The sequence below is a fragment of the Ideonella sp. genome, from assembly GCF_035254525.1.
GTDB lineage: Bacteria > Pseudomonadota > Gammaproteobacteria > Burkholderiales > Burkholderiaceae_C > Ideonella.
The window spans coordinates 1-16,389 of record NZ_DATFAN010000193.1; the positions used below are offsets into that span (position 1 = coordinate 1).

General features: G+C 70.2%; 11 protein-coding genes. 7 read left to right on the forward strand and 4 right to left on the reverse strand.

Going from position 1 to position 16,389, the window contains the following annotated elements:
* Both VJ693_RS20970 and VJ693_RS20975 read right to left on the reverse strand, forming a co-directional pair.
* On the reverse strand, positions 1-529 hold a 529-nt coding region (locus VJ693_RS20970), incomplete at its 3' end, for an efflux RND transporter permease subunit (RefSeq protein ID WP_324157408.1).
* Positions 530-537: 8 nt separating this feature from the next.
* A complete protein-coding gene (locus tag VJ693_RS20975; RefSeq protein ID WP_324157409.1) occupies positions 538-1,761 on the reverse strand; it encodes an efflux RND transporter periplasmic adaptor subunit in 1,224 nt (407 codons plus the stop codon).
* A gap of 126 nt (positions 1,762-1,887) precedes the next feature.
* On the opposite strand from VJ693_RS20975, the gene VJ693_RS20980 reads away from it, so the two are divergent.
* A complete protein-coding gene (locus VJ693_RS20980; protein WP_324157411.1) occupies positions 1,888-2,592 on the forward strand; it encodes a TetR/AcrR family transcriptional regulator in 705 nt (234 codons plus the stop codon).
* On the opposite strand, the gene VJ693_RS20985 is transcribed toward VJ693_RS20980, so the two are convergent.
* On the reverse strand, positions 2,581-3,750 hold the full coding sequence (locus tag VJ693_RS20985) for a helix-turn-helix domain-containing protein (RefSeq protein ID WP_324157413.1): 1,170 nt from the start codon (positions 3,748-3,750) through the stop codon (positions 2,581-2,583). The genes VJ693_RS20980 and VJ693_RS20985 overlap by 12 nt on opposite strands.
* A gap of 167 nt (positions 3,751-3,917) precedes the next feature.
* Between VJ693_RS20985 and VJ693_RS20990 the strand changes: the two genes are divergently transcribed.
* The 6 genes from VJ693_RS20990 (at position 3,918) to VJ693_RS21015 (ending at position 15,397) form a co-directional block, all read left to right on the forward strand.
* Positions 3,918-5,606 carry a PQQ-dependent dehydrogenase, methanol/ethanol family gene (locus VJ693_RS20990; RefSeq protein WP_324157415.1) on the forward strand — a complete coding sequence of 563 codons (1,689 nt, stop codon included), beginning with the start codon at positions 3,918-3,920 and terminating at the stop codon, positions 5,604-5,606.
* Positions 5,607-5,608: 2 nt separating this feature from the next.
* The gene (locus VJ693_RS20995; protein WP_324157417.1) at positions 5,609-5,989 is read left to right on the forward strand and encodes a cytochrome c; all 381 of its coding nucleotides are present in this window, start codon (positions 5,609-5,611) and stop codon (positions 5,987-5,989) included.
* A gap of 221 nt (positions 5,990-6,210) precedes the next feature.
* Positions 6,211-8,442, forward strand: coding sequence for a TonB-dependent receptor (locus tag VJ693_RS21000; RefSeq protein ID WP_324157419.1), 2,232 nt, complete (start codon positions 6,211-6,213; stop codon positions 8,440-8,442).
* Positions 8,439-9,044, forward strand: a complete 606-nt coding sequence (locus VJ693_RS21005) for a YfiR family protein (protein ID WP_324157420.1) — start codon at positions 8,439-8,441, stop codon at positions 9,042-9,044. The genes VJ693_RS21000 and VJ693_RS21005 overlap by 4 nt, the downstream gene beginning before the upstream one ends.
* Positions 9,041-11,863 carry a response regulator gene (locus VJ693_RS21010; protein WP_324157422.1) on the forward strand — a complete coding sequence of 941 codons (2,823 nt, stop codon included), beginning with the start codon at positions 9,041-9,043 and terminating at the stop codon, positions 11,861-11,863. Before VJ693_RS21005 ends, VJ693_RS21010 begins: the two co-directional genes overlap by 4 nt.
* Before the next feature lie 168 nt (positions 11,864-12,031).
* Positions 12,032-15,397 carry a S41 family peptidase gene (locus tag VJ693_RS21015; protein WP_324157424.1) on the forward strand — a complete coding sequence of 1,122 codons (3,366 nt, stop codon included), beginning with the start codon at positions 12,032-12,034 and terminating at the stop codon, positions 15,395-15,397.
* On the opposite strand, the gene VJ693_RS21020 is transcribed toward VJ693_RS21015, so the two are convergent.
* Entirely contained in the window at positions 15,372-16,250 is an 879-nt protein-coding gene (locus VJ693_RS21020) for a DUF364 domain-containing protein (protein ID WP_324157425.1), read from the reverse strand. The two genes, VJ693_RS21015 and VJ693_RS21020, sit on opposite strands and share 26 nt — an antisense overlap.
* Positions 16,251-16,389 lie beyond the last annotated feature (139 nt).

Genomic DNA, 16,389 nt, shown 5'->3' on the forward strand with positions numbered 1-16,389 from the left:
CGTCGCCGACGCCGTCGATGCGCGCCAGCCGGTCCTTGACGTTGAGCACCGCGTAGTTGCGCAGGTACGTCGTGTCGTAGCGGCCGTTCGGCGAGATCAGATGCACGACCATGGTGAGGTCGGGCGAGCTCTTCTTGGTGATGACGCCGAGCTGGCGCACGACATTGGGCAGCCGCGGCTCGGCCTGCTGCACGCGGTTCTGCACCAGCTGCGTGGCCTTGTCCGGATCGGTGCCGAGCTTGAAGGTGACGGTCAGCGTCATCAGGCCGTCGGTGGTGGCCTGGCTGCTCATGTAGAGCATGCCCTCGACGCCGTTGATCTGCTCCTCGATCGGCGTGGCCACCGTCTCGGCGATCACCTTGGGGTTGGCGCCGGGGTAGTTGGCGCGCACGACGACCGAAGGCGGCACGACCTCGGGGTACTCCGAGATCGGCAGGCCGCGCACCGCGATGACGCCGGCGATCAGCATCAGGAACGAGAGCACGCCGGCGAAGATCGGCCGGTCGATGAAGAATTTCGACAGGTTCATGGGTGACCTCAGGATTGCTCGGCGTTGGCGCGCGAGGCCGTCACTTCGGGCTTGGCGTCCATGGGAACGGGTTGCGGCGCCAGCAGCGCGCCGGGGCGGATGCGCTGCAGCCCGTTGACGACGATGCGCTCGTCGGGCTTCAGCCCGGCGGTGACGATGCGCAGGCCATTGACCTGCGCGCCGAGCGTCACCTCGCGGTAGGCGGCCTTGTTCTGGCCATCGACGACCATCACGAACTTCTTGTTCTGGTCGGTGCCCACGGCGCGCTCGTTGACCAGCAACGCCGGGTGCGCCTGCGCCTGGCCGAGTTGGAGCCGCGCGAACTGGCCGGGCGTCAGCGTGCCGTCGCGGTTGTCGAACACCGCGCGCACCCGCACCGTGCCGCTGCGGGCGTCGACCTGGTTGTCCACCAGCTGCAGATGGCCTTCGAACGGCGTGTCGGCCGTGTCGGCGGTGCCCATGCGCACGGGGATGCGCTCGATCTGCGCGCGCGCGCTGCTGCCGGCGCCGAGGCCGCGCAGCGCGCGGGCGATCACCTGCTCGTCGGCATCGAAGCTGGCGTAGATCGGGCTCACCGAAACCAGCGTGGTCAGCACCGGTGCGCCGGGGCCGGCGGACACGAGGTTGCCCACGGTGATCTCCAGCTTGCCGACGCGGCCCGAGACCGGTGCGCGCACCTGGGTGTAGCCCAGGTTCAGCCGGGCGCTCTGCAGGTTGGCCTGCGCGGCGCGCAGGTTCGCGCCGGCCTCGCGCTGCGCGTTGGCGCGCTCGTCGAAATCGCGCTGGGAGATGGCGTGCTCGTCCCACAGGCGCTGGGCGCGGGCGAGGTCGCTTTGCGCATAGGCCTCGCGCGCCTGGGCAGCGGCGACCTGGGCCTCGGCGCGGGCCACCTCGGCCTCGTAGGGCGCGGGGTCGATCGTCAGCAGCAGGTCGCCCTGGCGCACCAGCGCGCCTTCGCGGAAGTGCACCGCCTGCACGGCGCCGGCCACGCGCGAGCGGATGTCGACGCGCTCGACGGCTTCGAGCCGGCCCGAGAACTCGTCCCAGGTCGAGACGCTGCTTTGCACGACGGCCGCCACCGAGACGGGCGTGGCCTGCGGCGCGGGCGGGGGCGTGTCGGCCTGGGCGCCGGTCGAGCGCAGGCCGAAGAACACGAGGACCGAGGCAGCCACGGTCGACAGCGCCGCGCCGGCAGCCCAGGCGTGGCGACGGGAAGAAGAGGGCGAGGTCATCATGGGGCTCCGTTTATTCCATATCGTTCGCTACAGAAGTGGGGCAATGTAGCGATTCGGGAAATCCCCATCGATGAAATAGCTATCGATCGTTATGAATTAAACTTGCTGCCAGGTAGCTGACAGATGTCCATCCCCAAGAACGACGGAGACAAGCCCACGGACAAGCCGATCAAGGCTCGCGGGCGGCCGCTGTCATTCGACCGCGAGGCCGCGCTCGAGAGCGCCATGCACGTGTTCTGGGAGCACGGCTACGAGGGCGCGACGATCGCCGAGCTGACCGCCGCGATGGGCATCACCCCGCCCAGCCTGTACAGCGCCTTCGGCGACAAGGAGCGCCTGTTCTGGGAGGCCATCGAGCGCTACGTCGAGGGCCCCGGCAGCGGCATTCCGCGCGCGCTGGCCGAGGAGCCGACCGCGCGCGGCGCCATCGAGCGCCTGCTGCGCGAAGCGGCGCAGGAGCTGACCCGCGCCAGCCACCCGCGCGGCTGCATGGTGACGATGGCGGCCACGAACTGCACGGTGGCCTCGGCCCACATCCAGGCGGCACTGGCCAAGCGCCGCGCCGAGGTCGAGGCCGGCATCCGCGCGCGCATCGCCCAGGGCGTGCGCGAAGGCGAGCTGCCGGCACACACCGATGCGGCGGCGCTGGCGCGGCTGTTCACCGCGGTCTACACCGGCATGTCGATGCAGGCCAAGGATGGCGCGACGCGCGCGCAGCTGCTGGCGACCGTCGACGCGGCATTGGGCGCGTGGCCGGTGGCCGCCGAGCCCGTCGCGGCGCCGGCCGTGCCGGCCAAGCGTGCGGTGCGCGCGCGCTCAGGCGCCTGAGCGCTGCCGCAGGCGCCGGTACAGCAGCCCGCGCGACACCCCCAGCGCCCGCGCCGCGGCCGAGATGTTGCCGCGGCTGCGGACCAGTGCCGCATCGATGGCCTGCCGGCTCATCGCATTCAATGAGGCTTCCGCGCTGGGCGCCGGCGGCGGCGCGGGCGCGGCAGGCGCCGGGCGCATGACCGCATCGTCGGGAGCCGGCGCCGCGCCGGCTTCATCGCCCAAGCTGGCCTGCAGGTAGACCTGCAGGCCGCTCGGCAGGCGGTGCGGTTGCGGCGCGGCTTCGCGCGTGCAGCCCAGCAGGACGGGCAGGCTCAGGCCGAACAGCGCTTCGAGTTCGTAGGCGGATGGTTCGTCGGCCGGCTGATCGAGCAGCGACAGGCCCGCTGCATTCACCCACGCGACGCGGCCCTGCGCGTCCACCGCGGCCAGGCCTTCGAGCGGCGTGCCCAGCAGGCGCGGGCTGGCCTGGAAGCGCAGCAGCACCCGACCGCGCGCCTGGCGGGCCAGCAGGCGGTTCTCGATCGCCGCGGCCGACAGCCGCACGAGCGCCAGCGCATCGAAGGCGAAGGTGCGGCCCTCGATCGAGACATCGAGCACGCCGACGAGCTGGCCGAGCCCATCGCGGATCGGCGCGGCGGCGCAGTGCACCTCGCGCAGCGCACCGTAGAAATGCTCGCCGCCCGACACGGTGACCAGCGCCCCGGCCGCGGTGGTGATGCCGGGCGCGGTGCTGCCCAGGCTGTGCTCGCCCAGGTTCACGCCGACGCGGCCGGCGATGTCCAGCACGCCGCGGCCGCCCCCGACGGGCGGCGAGGCGCGCACGATGGTGCCGTGGCGGTCGGTCAGCACGGTCTTGCAGGCGGTGCCGGCGAGCATGGTGTCGAGCTGGTCGATCTCGGGGCCGGCGGCCTGCAGCAGCGCGTGGTTGCGGTCCAGCGCGGCGCGCAGCTGGGTGCGGGTGACCGGGTCGAAGACGGGCGTGGCCTCCGGCCGGTGGCCGGCTGCGAGGCAGCGGTGCCAGCTCTGGATCACCGGCTCGCTGACCAGGCCCAGCGGGCGTTCGCCGCGTTCGAAGAAGCGCTCGCGGGCCAGCGCGGTGCGCTGCGCGGGGGTGGCGAAGAAGGGGTTGGCAGCGAGATTGGCAACGGTCGGCATGGGGCGTCACCTTGTGCCAAAGCGGAACAACTGGCTGCTAGGGAAAGCACGCGGGTGGAACGGCGGGCAGGCCCGTCCTACATTCGGCGCGGAGCCGGTGCCGCCCCGCGGTGAAGGCTGCCCGTCGATTTCCCGCCCGAGAGTCCAAGCCAAGAAGGAGACGAACCATGCACACCCGCATCGCGCGGATCGCTGCCGCCCTGCTGTTGTCCGGCACGGCGCTGGGCGCCACGGCCCAGGAGCTGGCCGACCTGCGCAACGACGCCGCCACACCGGCCGACGTGACCACCTACGGCATGGGCTGGGCGCAGAACCGGCACGCGCCCGGCAAGCAGATCACCCCGGCCAACGTGAAGAACCTCGCGCCGGTGTGGAACCTGAGCCTGGACAACAACGCCAACGCCTCCAGCCAGCCGCTGCTGGTGGGCGACATGATGTACGTGGCCACACACACCCACACGATCGCGATCGACCCGCTCACCGGCCGCCAGAAGTGGAAGACCGCGGTCGACATCGCACCCGACGTGGCGGCCTACCTCTGCTGCGGCATCCACACCCGCGGCATGGCAGCGCTGAATGGCGTGCTCTACCGCACGACGATCGACGCGCACGTCGTGGCCCTCAGCATGGCCGACGGCAAGCAGCTGTGGAAGAGCCAGGCCGCGAACTACAAGGACGGCTACAGCATGACGCACGCGCCGCTGCTGGCCGGCGACACGCTGATCACCGGCATCAGCGGCGGCGAGTACGGCGCGCGCGGCTTCCTGATCGGCTGGGACCCGAAGACCGGCCAGCAGAAGTGGAAGCGCTACACCACCGCGCTGCCGGGCGAGCCCGGCGGCGATACCTGGAACCCCGGCCGGGCCGAGACTGGCGGCGCGCCGACCTGGCTGACCGGTACCTACGACCCGGACCTGGATCTCGTCTACTGGGGCTGCGGCAACGGCTCGCCGTGGAACCCGGCCACGCGCGGCGGCGATGCCCTCTACATCGGCTCGGTGCTGGCCATCCGGCCAGGCACCGGCGAGATCGTCTGGCACTACCAGTTCTCGCCCGGCGACCCCTTCGATTACGACGGCACCAACGAACTCGTGCTGGCCGATCTGCCGGTCGGTGGCAAGCCCGGCAAGGTGCTGATGCAGGCCAACCGCAACGGCTTCTTCTACGTGCTCGACCGCACGAGCGGCAAGCTGATCTCGGCCCAGCCCTTCGCGAAGAAGATCAACTGGGCCACCGGCATCGACATGGCCAGCGGCCGGCCGATCGACACACCGATGACGGCGATGCTGCGCAAGACCGAGTCGCCGACCGACTTCGTCGAAGTCTGGCCCAGCGCCTTCGGCGGCAAGAACTGGATGCCGATGAGCTACGACCCGGGCCGCAAGCTCGCCTTCTTCAACACGATCAACGTGGGCATGAAGGTCAAGTACGTGAAGCAGGACAAGCCCGGCGGCCCGAACTGGTGGCTCGGCCTGGAGCTCGGCGGCTTCGTGGGCCCGGACGATGGCAACCGCGGCGCGCTGGTCGCTTGGGATCCGGTGGCCAACAAGCGCGTGTGGGAGGCACCGTCGAAGTCGCCGAACTGGAGCGGCGTGCTCTCGACCGGCGGCGGCGTCGTCTTCACCGGCTCGCAAACCGGCGCCTTCATGGCCTTCGATGCGAAGAGCGGCAAGAAGCTGTGGCAGTTCCAGACCGGCTCCGGCATCTCGGGCATGCCGATCGCGTGGGAGCGCAACGGCAAGCAGTACATCACCGTGCTGAGCGGCTCGGCCACGGTCTATGCCGCGCTGTCCGGCGACCCCGATGTCACCAACGTACCCGCCGGCGGCTCCGTCTGGACCTTCGCGTTGAGATGATGGTGCGCCGAGGACGGAGCGGCCTGGCCGCCGCCCTGATGCTTGCCGCGGCCGGTGCGGCGATGGCGCAGATGGTGCCGACCACGCCGGCCGCGCTGGTGGCGGCCTCGGCCGCCTCCGAGCCGGCCAGCGCGCCCGACACCGCCGCGCTGGCCGACCAGGGCCGGCGCGTCTACACCAGCCTGTGCGTGCGCTGCCATGGCCTGAACCTGGTCTCCAACGGCATCGGCTTCGACCTGCGCCAGTTCCCGCGCGATGGGCAGGAGCGCTTCCGCTACAGCGTCACCAATGGCCTGCGCGCGATGCCGGCCTGGGGCGGCCTGCTCAAGCCCGGCGATCTCGATGCGCTGTGGGCCTACATCGGCTCGGTGAACCGCTGGTAGTCCGCCGACTTGACTTCGATCAGGTGTGGTTGCCGCGCCGGCCGGCGCGGGCCCTTGCGCAAAGACCTCCGCAGTAGACTGGGCGAAAAGCACCACCGCGGGGCGCGCCGATGAGCCGAGGGACACAAGGGGGGGAGCCAGGCACCGTGGCGGTGGCCATCGGGTTGTCAGCCCTGCTGGCATGCGGCCCGGCGCGCGGCGCCTCGCAGGACGTGGCCGACATGGACATCACCGACCTGGTGAACGTTCGTGTCTCGCCGTTCGACGTGGCCACCCACCTCGACCGAGGCTACCGGGCTTCCAACTCGGTGTCGGGCTCGCGCTTCGATGCGCCGATCCGTGACCTGCCGTTCGCCATCCAGGCGTTCACCGAGGCGTTCATCGACGACCAGAAGCCGGTCACCATCCACGACGTGGCGCGTTACTCACCGGGCGTCACGTACCGCAGCAACGATTTCAACGAAGGTGCGGCCAACCTGGCGATACGTGGCTTCGCGGTCAGCTCCATCGCCGGTGCGCCCCAGGTGTTGCGCGACGGCTTCCATGGCCCGTCGATCTTCGACTTCACCAACGTGTCGCGCGTCGAGGTGCTGAAGGGCCCCTCGTCGTTTCTCTACGGCCAGGTGGCGCCCGGCGGCATGGTCAACCTGATCACCAAGAGCCCCCAGCCGCGCTGGGGTGCCACGGCCGAACTCACCGGCGGCTCCTACGGCCAGCACCGCGCCGAGGCCGACTTGACCGGCCCCCTGGGCGGCGGGCTGTTCTTTCGCCTGGCGGGCAGCCAGGAAGAGGACATCCACTACTGGAAGCCGTACGACGCGCAGTCGACGAACTTCTCGCCGTCGCTGTTGTGGCAGCCGAGCGAGCGGGCCAGCGTGTCGCTGAAGTACGAGCGCTATCGAAAGCTCGAGTCGCCGCAGGTCATGCAGAAGCCGGGGCGCGGCCGCCAGGGCGGGCTGCTGCCCACCGAGGCCGACCCGAACTGGCAGGGCGTGGATGTGCCCGGGCTGCCGGACGACTGGAACAGCATGTCCAACGTCGACCACCGCCGCAGCGAGGCCGAGGGCCTCAGCGCATGGGTCGACCTGGTGGCCGACGAACACTGGAACCTGCGCCTCGGCCACGCCGACCAGCACTACCTCGTCGATGCGCTGGCCTCGGGCAATTTCGGCATGCCGAACAACACCACGTTCCTGCAGGGCCGGCGCCTGCGCAAGCAGACCTACACGAACTGGGGCGAGACCTGGTCCGCGGACGCGGTCGGGCACTATCACTTCGATCTTGCCAGCGTGCGGCTGCTGTTCGGTGCCCAGCAGGTCGGGCGGCGTTTCGACAACGTGGCGGCGCAGGCGCCCAACGACCCGGACCTGGGCAACGACCCGATCGCGTCGCCGCTGCCGCTGTGGGATCTGCAGGACCCATCGACCTGGAACCGGGTGGTCGACATTCCGCTGGACAGCCTGACCGCCAACCCCACGAATCGCCGCTCCGACTACACCGACCAGTCGGTCTATGCCGGCAGCACCTTCGGCTTCTTCGATGACCGCCTGTTGCTGCTGGCGGGGTGGCGGCAGACCTCGACGCGAAGCCGGCTGACGGATCACGTGTTCGATCGGGTCGACCACCTGTCGGCCCGCCGCGTCACCCCCCAGTACGGCGCGCTCTACAAGTTCGGCTCCGGGCTGGCCGCCTTCGCCTCGTATGCGGAATCTTTCGTGCCGGGGTCGCAGGTCCTGAGGCACCCGGACGGCAGCAGCGGGCCGGCGGCGCCCTCCCAGGGGCGCGGCTACGACCTGGGCCTCAAGGCCGACCTGCTGGACGGCCGGGTCTCCGGCACCTTGACGCTGTTCGACCTGCACAACACCAAGATCGTCAACGACCTGGCGCAGACGAACAGCGATGGCTCCGTCGTCATCTACAGCGTGCAAAGCGGCGAGCAGCGGTCGCGCGGGGTGGAGCTGGACGCCACCGTCACCGCCGCCGACAACTGGCAGGTCTACCTTTCCTACAGCGCCATGGACGCGCGCATCACCGAATTCAGCGGCCGCGATGCCGAGATCCTGGCGCAGGATCCCTCCACGCTGGACGCGGCAGGCCAGCTCAACTACAAGAACGTCAGCCTGCTGCACGGGGCGCGCCTGCAGATGAGCGCGCCCCAGCAGGCCAACGTCTGGGCGCGCTTCGACGCGCCGGCCGGCGGCTGGGCCGGCAGCTACCTGGCGGGCGGGGTCAACTGGGTCCATGACCAGACCTTGCTGCCCGACAGCCCGGCCTGGTCGCGCCAGAGCTACGCGCTGCTGAATGCGCTGGCCGGGCGGTCCTGGGCGCTGTCTGGCTGTCGCGTGGCCATCGAGCTGATGGGCAAGAACCTGACGGGCGAGCGCTACCGCCCGTCGCAGAGCACGCGGGCCCGTCCGCGCGAGTTCCTGCTCACCGTCAAGGCGAGCCTGTGAACCTGGGTGCCATGGCCGTCACGGTGGCCGCCCCGCCCGTCGCGCGGCGGGTGGCGATGGGCGTGGGACTGCTGCTGTGCGTGTGGCCGGCCGCCGCGCTGACCAACGATGCCGCCCCCGAACCGGCGGCCCGCGTGCAGGCCGCGTTCCTGCGCAATTTCGCCCGGTACGTGGCGTGGCCTGCCCGCGCGTTTGCCGGCGAGCGTTCGCCCTGGACGGTGTGCGTGCTCGGCAGCGACCCCTTCGGCGCCGCGCTGGAAGGCACGTTCGACGGCCGCACCGAGCAGGGGCGCAGCTTCGAGGTCGTGCGCGCGAACGAGCCGGAGCAACTGCCGGCCTGCCACATCGTCTTCCTGGGTGACGCCAGCGCCACGAAGCGGCGCGCCGTGCTGGCGCAGCTGAAGGGCCGGCCCGTGCTGACGGTGGCCAATGCACCCGACTTCCTGAACGAGGGCGGCGTCATCCGCCTCACGGTCAGCGAGCGCGTGGAGATGGGCATCAACCTGGACCAGGCCCGCGCGGCATCGCTGACGATCCCCGCCAAGATGCTCGAGGTGGCACGCGATGTCGTCGACAACGGGGCGCTCAGGAGGCTGCGATGACAGTGTGGCGACCGTCGAACATCCGCGGCAGGCTGGTGCTGGCGCTCCTGGGCGGGGCACTGCTGGCGTTCGTGCTCGCCAGCGCCGGCTTCCTGTTCTTCGAGCGGATGACCCTCGAGAGCCGGGCGCGGGACGTGGTGGAGCCGTACGCCAAGCTCGTCTCGGTGGGGGCCGAGTCGGCAGTCGCCTTCGGCGACGCCGCACGGGCGCAGGAAATCCTCGACACCTTGCGTGCCAACCCGCAGGTGCTGGAAGCCCGCATCGAGCTGGCCAGTGGGCAGGTGCTCGCTCGCTATGGCGGGCCGCGGGCCGCCGCCGCGGAGGCGCCACTGCCCGATGGCCTGCACCGGCAGGCCGATCGGAATGCCATGGTCCTGGTGCGGATGCTGAACGACGGAGCGCGGCTGCGCCTGGAGGTCAGCCTGGACGAGTTGGACCGGCAGACGCAGGAGGCGGTGCTCGTCTTCGCGGTCGGCATGCTCATCTTGCTCGCCATCGTGGGGCTCGGGCTGATGGCCGTGCTGCAGCGCGCGGTCGTGCGGCCGCTGTCGGCCCTGGCGGTGGCGGTGGGCCAGGTGCGCACCGATGCCGACTACACCCGCCGTGTGCCCGCCAGCGGGAGCGACGAGGTGGGCCGCCTGGGTGACGGCTTCAACGCGATGATGGGCGCCATCGAGCAGCGCGACGACGAGCTGCGCCGGTTGACAGAGCTGCAGCGCACCATCCTCGACAACCTGGGCTCCGGCGTCATCTCGACCACCCCGGACGGGGTCGTGACGACCTTCAACCCGGCGGCGCGGCGCCTGCTGGGCTACACGGCCGCTGAGGTGGTGGGCAAGCTCACGCCGGCGCACTGGCACGACGCGCAGGAGGTGTCTCGCCGCGCTGCCGAGCTCACCGAGGCCCTGCACGAGCCCATTGCGCCGGGCTTCGAAGTCTTTGCTGCCCGGCCGCGCCGGCGGCTGTCCGAAGAGGGTGACTGGACCTACATCCGCAAGGACGGTACGCGGGTGCCGGTGCACCTGAGCGTCACGGCGCTGCGAAGCCCCGCCGACGCGATCGTCGGCTTTGTCGGCCTGGTCTACGACCTCACCGAGCGGCGGCAGGCGGAAGCGGAACTTCGACGCCACAAGGACGAACTGGAGCAGACGGTCCAGCAGCGAACGATCGAGCTGCTGCAGGCGCGTGACGCGGCCGAGGCCGCGAACCAGGCCAAGAGCGCATTCCTGGCGAACATGAGCCACGAGATCCGCACGCCGATGAACGCGGTCATCGGCATGTCGGCGCTGGCCCTGCAGACCGGCCTGACGCCGCAGCAACGCAACTACATCGAGAAGGCCCATGCCTCGGCAGAATCACTGCTGGGCATCCTCAACGACATCCTCGACTTCTCGAAGATCGAGGCCGGCCGGCTCGACCTGGAGTCCATCCCCTTCGCCCTCGAAGACGTGCTCGATGGGCTGGCCGGGTTGATCGTCAAGAAGACCGAAGACGCCGGCCTGGAGCTGCTGCTCGACCTGCCGCCCAACCTGCCGATGGTCCTGGTGGGTGACCCCACGCGCCTTCGGCAGGTGCTGCTCAACCTGGGCAACAACGCGGTCAAGTTCACCGAGCGTGGCGAGGTCGTCCTCTCGGTCAAGGTGGTGGAGCTGCATTCGGATGCCGCGACCCTGCAATTCGAAGTGCGAGACACCGGCATCGGCATGAGCCCCGAGGTGGTGAAGGCGCTGTTCCAGCCGTTCACCCAGGCGGATGTGTCGACCAGCCGGCGCTACGGCGGCACCGGGCTCGGGCTGGCGATCAGCCGGCAACTGGTGCGCCTGATGGGCGGCGAGCTGGAGGTGGACAGCGAACCGGGCCGCGGGAGCTGCTTCCGTTTCAGGCTGCCGTTCGGCGTTTCCGGGGGGCTGGCGCCCTCGGCGCCGCGCGGCGTGGCCTCGATGCGCGGCGCGCGGGTGATGGTCGTCGACGACAACGCCAGTGCCCGCATGGTGCTGGGCGACATGTGCCGGTCGTTCGGCTTCGCCGTGGATGTCGCGCGCAGCGGCGAGGAGGCTCTGGGCCTGGTCGCGGCCGCCGACGCAGCCGACCGGCCCTACCGCCTGCTGCTGCTCGACTGGCGCATGCCGGGCATGGATGGCGTCGAGTGTGTGAACCAGCTGGGTCGCCGCCAGGCGCTACGCCACCCGGCGCCGGTGGTTCTCATGGTGACGGCCTTCTCGCGCGACGAGGTGATGCGGCAGCTCACCGAGCAGCAGCTGGCGATCGGCGCGCTGTTGAACAAGCCGGTCACGCCGTCGGCGCTGGCAGGCGCCTGCGTGCATGCGCTCGGCCCGGCCAAGGCGAGCGAGCCGGCAGGCGTGCCCGGCGGCAAGCCGGTCCACGGCAAGCCGAACGGGCTGGCGGGTTCACGCGTGCTGCTGGTGGAAGACAACCTGCTCAACCAGGAGGTGGCCGTGGCGTTGCTCGAGCGCGAAGGCATCGTGGTGAGCGTGGCCGGCGACGGCAGGCAGGCGCTCGATGCGCTGGAGCGCGAGTCCTTCGACGCGGTGCTGATGGACTGCCAGATGCCGGTGATGGATGGCTACGCGGCCACGCGGGCCTTGCGCCAGCGACCGGCGTTGGGGTCGCTGCCGGTGATCGCGATGACGGCCAATGCCATGGTCGGTGACCGTGAGGCGGCCCTGGCCGCCGGCATGAACGACCACGTCGCCAAGCCGTTCAAGATGGACGACCTGGTCGCGACGCTGGAGCGCTGGGTTGTGCCGAGGCACGGCGCCGCGCGGGTCAGCCCGGGTGATCCTCGGCCCGAAGGTTGAAACTTGCGGTTGAAGGCCCTGGCCGGCTCGGCCGCTGGTCGGCGCATCGTTTCGTCCATGTGAGGCGGCATTTCGTCGCCTGGGGGGCCGGTGCGTCGCTGGCTTCGGGCATATTCGCGGGCTTCGAACCACCGCGATGGTGCCGCCGTGCGCCTGTCGACAACGCCCATGAACAAACGCCCCGTCCTCCGCCGCGTGGCGGCCCTGCTGGGATTGACCGCGGCCCTGGCCGCCCATGCCGAGACCCCGGCGCCGCTCGGCCCGCTGGCGAACCCGCTGTGGCTGCGCTATTCGGCGATCTCGCCCGACGGGCAGCAGATCGCCTTCGCGTTCCAGGGCAACGTCTTCGTCGTGCCGGCCTCGGGCGGCGTGGCGCGGCTGCTGGTGGGCAACGGCCACCACAGCTTCTCGCCGGTGTGGTCGGCCGACGGCCGGCGCATCGCCTATGCGTCGGACGTGTACGGCAACTTCGACGTCTTCGTGGTCGATGCACAGGGCGGCCCGTCGCGCCGGCTGACCACGCACTCGGCGCCGGAGCTGCCGCTGTCGTTCACGCCGGACGGGCAGGAGGTGCTGTTCTCGGCGCAGCGCATGGATGCGCGCAGCAACCTGCTGTTCCCGAGCAAATCGGCCGGCGAGCTGTACAAGGTCCCGGTCGACGGCGGCAAGCGCCCGACCCAGGTCTTCAGCACGCCCGCGATGGCAGGCCAGTTCAACGGCGCGGGCACGCAGCTCGTCTACGAAGACTGGAAGGGCTACGAGAGCGCCTGGCGCAAGCATCACGTCTCACCGGTTGCGCGCGACATCTGGCTGTACGACGCCAAGACCGGCCAGCATCGCAAGCTGACCAGCTTCGGCGGCGAGGATCGCAACCCGGTCTGGTCGCCCGACGAGCAGGCGGTGTACTACCTGAGCGAGAAGAGCGGCTCGTTCAATGTCTGGAAGATGCCGATCGGCCAGCCCGAGGCGGCCACGCAGGTCACCCGCTTCACCACCAACCCGGTGCGCTTTCTCAGCGTGTCGAAGACCGGTGTGCTGAGCTTCGGCTACGACGGCGAGCTCTACACGCTCGCGCCCGACGCCACCGAGCCGAAGAAGGTGCCGGTGCAGATCGCCGCCGACACGCGCGCCGACCGCATCGAGAGCCTGAAGCTCAGTGAAGGCGTGACCGAGATCGCGCCCAGCCCGGACGGCAGCGAGATCGCCTTCGTCGTGCGCGGCGAAGTGTTCGTCGCCTCCACCGAGTTCGGCGACACGCGGCGCATCACCACCACGCCGGGCGCCGAGCGTTCGGTGAGCTTCAGCCCGGACGGCCGGCGCCTGCTCTTCGCCGGCGAGCAGGGCGGCTCGTGGAACCTCTACGAGGCCGCGCTGCCCGGCAAGAAGAAGGACAGCCCGGCCTTCTTCGTTGCGGCGGCGGTGCCGGTGAAGACCCTGCTGAAGAACGGCAAGGAGAATTTCCAGCCCCGCTACTCGCCGGACGGCAAGGAGGTGGCCTACCTCGAGAACCGCACGACACTGAAGGTGCTGAACCTGGCCAGCGGCAAGACGCGCGAGGTGCTGCCGGGCACGATGAACTACTCCTACAGCGACGGCGACCAGTGGTTCGACTGGTCACCCGACGGCAAGTCGCTGCTGGTCAACTTCATCGACCACAACCGCTGGAGCAACGAGGTCGGCCTGATCGACGTGCAGGGCAAGGGCCCGCTGCTGAACCTGACCAAGAGCGGCTACGAGGATGTGCACCCGATCTGGACGCGCAGCGGCAAGGCCATGCTCTGGTTCAGCGACCGCATGGGGCTGCACGGCACCGGCGGCGCGGCGCAGCAGGACATCTTCGAGATGTTCTTCACCCAGGAGGCCTTCGACCGCTTCAACCTCGAGAAGAGCGAATTCGCGCTGCTGAAGAAGCAGGAGGACGACGACAAGAAGGACGACGACAAGAAGGACGGCGACAAGCAGGACAAGGACAAGCCCACGGCCGATGGCAAGAAGAAGGGCAAGGGCGAAGACGACGAGGCTGCGATCAAGCTGCCCGAGCCGGTGAAGATCGAGCGCGACAACCTGGAAGACCGCGTCGTGCGGCTGACGCAGAACTCGGGCCCGTTGCGCGCCGCGGCGATGACCCCCGACGGCGAGACGCTGTTCTACGCCGTGCAGACGGCTGAAGCCGTCGAGTTGTGGTCGCACAAGCCGCGCCAGAAGGCGACCAAGAAAGTGGCCGAGGTGCCCGCGCCCAAGGAGGGCGGCCACGATGAACAGGCCCCCATCGACGTGCAGCTCGACGCCAAGGGCGAGATGGGCTTCCTGCTCGCCGGCGGCGGCATTCGCAAGTTCAAGGTGCCCAAGGAAGACGGCGAGGTGAAGGCCGAGCCGGTGGAGTTCGCCGCCGAGATGATGCTCGACCGCAGTGCCGAGCGGGCCGAGATGTTCGAGCACATCTGGCGCCAGACGCGCGAGAAGCTCTACGTGGCCGACATGGAAAAGGTCGACTGGGCCGGCTACAAGAAGGTCTACGAGCGCTACCTGCCCTACATCACCGACAACCACGACTTCGCCGAGGCGATGAGCGAGATGCTGGGCGAGTTGAACGTCTCGCACACCGGCTCGGGCTACCGACCGCATGCCAAGGACGTGGATGCGACGGCAGCGCTCGGCGCCTTCTACGACGAGGCCTGGCGCGGCCCCGGCGTGAAGGTGGCCGAGGTGATCGAGAGTGGCCCGCTGGTCAACGCCAAGGTCCACCTCAAGGCGGGCATGGTGATCGAGAAGATCGACGGCGTGGCGATCGCGGCGGGTGCCGAGTACGACTCGCTGCTCAACCGCAAGGCCGGCAAGCGGGTCGAGCTCACGGTGCTGGACCCGGCAACCGGCAAGCGCTTCGAGCAGGTGGTCAAGCCTGTCGCACTGGCCGAGCAGAACGAGCTGCTCTACAAGCGCTGGGTCAAGCGCCAGCGCGAGACGGTCGACAAGCTCTCGAACGGGCGCCTGGGCTACGTGCACGTGCGCGGCATGGACGACGAGAGCTTCCGCGATGTCTTTTCCGAGGCGCTGGGCCGCCACAGCGGCAAGGAGGCACTGATCGTCGACACCCGCTTCAACGGCGGTGGCAACCTGACCGATGCGTTGGCCACTTTCCTGGCCGGCAAGAAGTACCTGGAGTTCCTGCCGCGCGGCCAGTCGCTCGGCTGGGAGCCGACGGGCAAGTGGGCCAAGCCCTCGATCGTGCTGATGAGCGAGAGCAACTACTCCGATGCCCACCTGTTCCCGTGGACCTACCGCAAGCTCGGCATCGGCAAGCTGCTGGGCATGCCGGTGGCCGGGACCGGCACGGCGGTGTGGTGGGAGACGCTGCAGGACGACACGCTGTACTTCGGCATCCCGGAGGTCGGCATCCGCGACGAGCAGGGCACGTTCATGGAGAAGGCGCTGATCGAACCCGATATCCGGGTCGCCAACGATCCCGCGCTGATCGCCGCCGGGCGCGACGAGCAGACCGAGGCCGCCGTCAAGGCGCTGCTGGGCGCGAAGTAGCCGGCCGCGTGGCGGCGCGCTCGACGAGCGCGCTCCACCCCGGATGGTCCTTCGCCTGCAGGCTGAACTTGCGGGTGAAGGCCTTGGTCGGCTCGCCCGCGCGCAGCGCGCGCACGAAGCCCGCCGAATCGGTGACCCAGCTGCCGCCCAGCAGCGTGACGCCGCGGGCGAACAGCGGGTCCGGCGGGCAGCCGACGCTGGGGCCGATCATCACGAAGTGGGTCGCGTGGGCGCAGTGCGCGAGCATGCGGTCCAGCGTGTCGTTCAGCAGCAGCGTGCCGGTGGCCAGCACCTTGCGGCAGGCGGCGAGCTCGCTCGCGTCGAGCGTGACGCGCACGTTGCCGGCCTCGCCGACGAGCTCCGGCCGCAGCTCGACCACCAGCAGCCTGGCACCGCGCTCGGCGATGCGCGGCATCAGCGGCGTGAAGTGGCCGATCATGCCGATCGTCTCGCCGGGCTGAGGGTCCAGGCCGCCGATCGAATCACCGCTCGGCGGCGGGGCGAAGCCGGCGCGGTCGAACAGGCAGCGGGTGATTGCGTTCATCGCCGCGAAGCCGATGGTGCGCTCGAGGGGGTCGGCGCTGCGGTAGCCGCGCGCGACGGCCAGCGCGTCCTGGCCCACGAGCGCGTCATGACGAGCGTCCTGTTGCTGCGCGGTCAGCCCCTCCCAGGTGCGGTCGAGCAGCACGTAGCTCTGCCCGACCAAGCCGTCTTGCAGCTCCAGCGCACAGAACTCGCCGCGCAGGCCGCCGGGCGGCGGCGGTGGCGGCAGGTGCAGGGCCTTGACGCGCGGCAGCTCGGCGCGGGCCGCGAAGGCTTCCAGCAGCGCCAGGGCATCGTCTGCAAAGCTCATGACGGTTGGTGCCGCGCCGCGCGGCTGGACAGGGCGTTGGGGAAGTACAGCGCGGTCAGGCTCTTGCTGTGCACCGGCGAGAAGCCGCGGCCGTCGCCGCCCTCGGCCGCATCGGCATAACGCCGCCAGTCGCGCACCC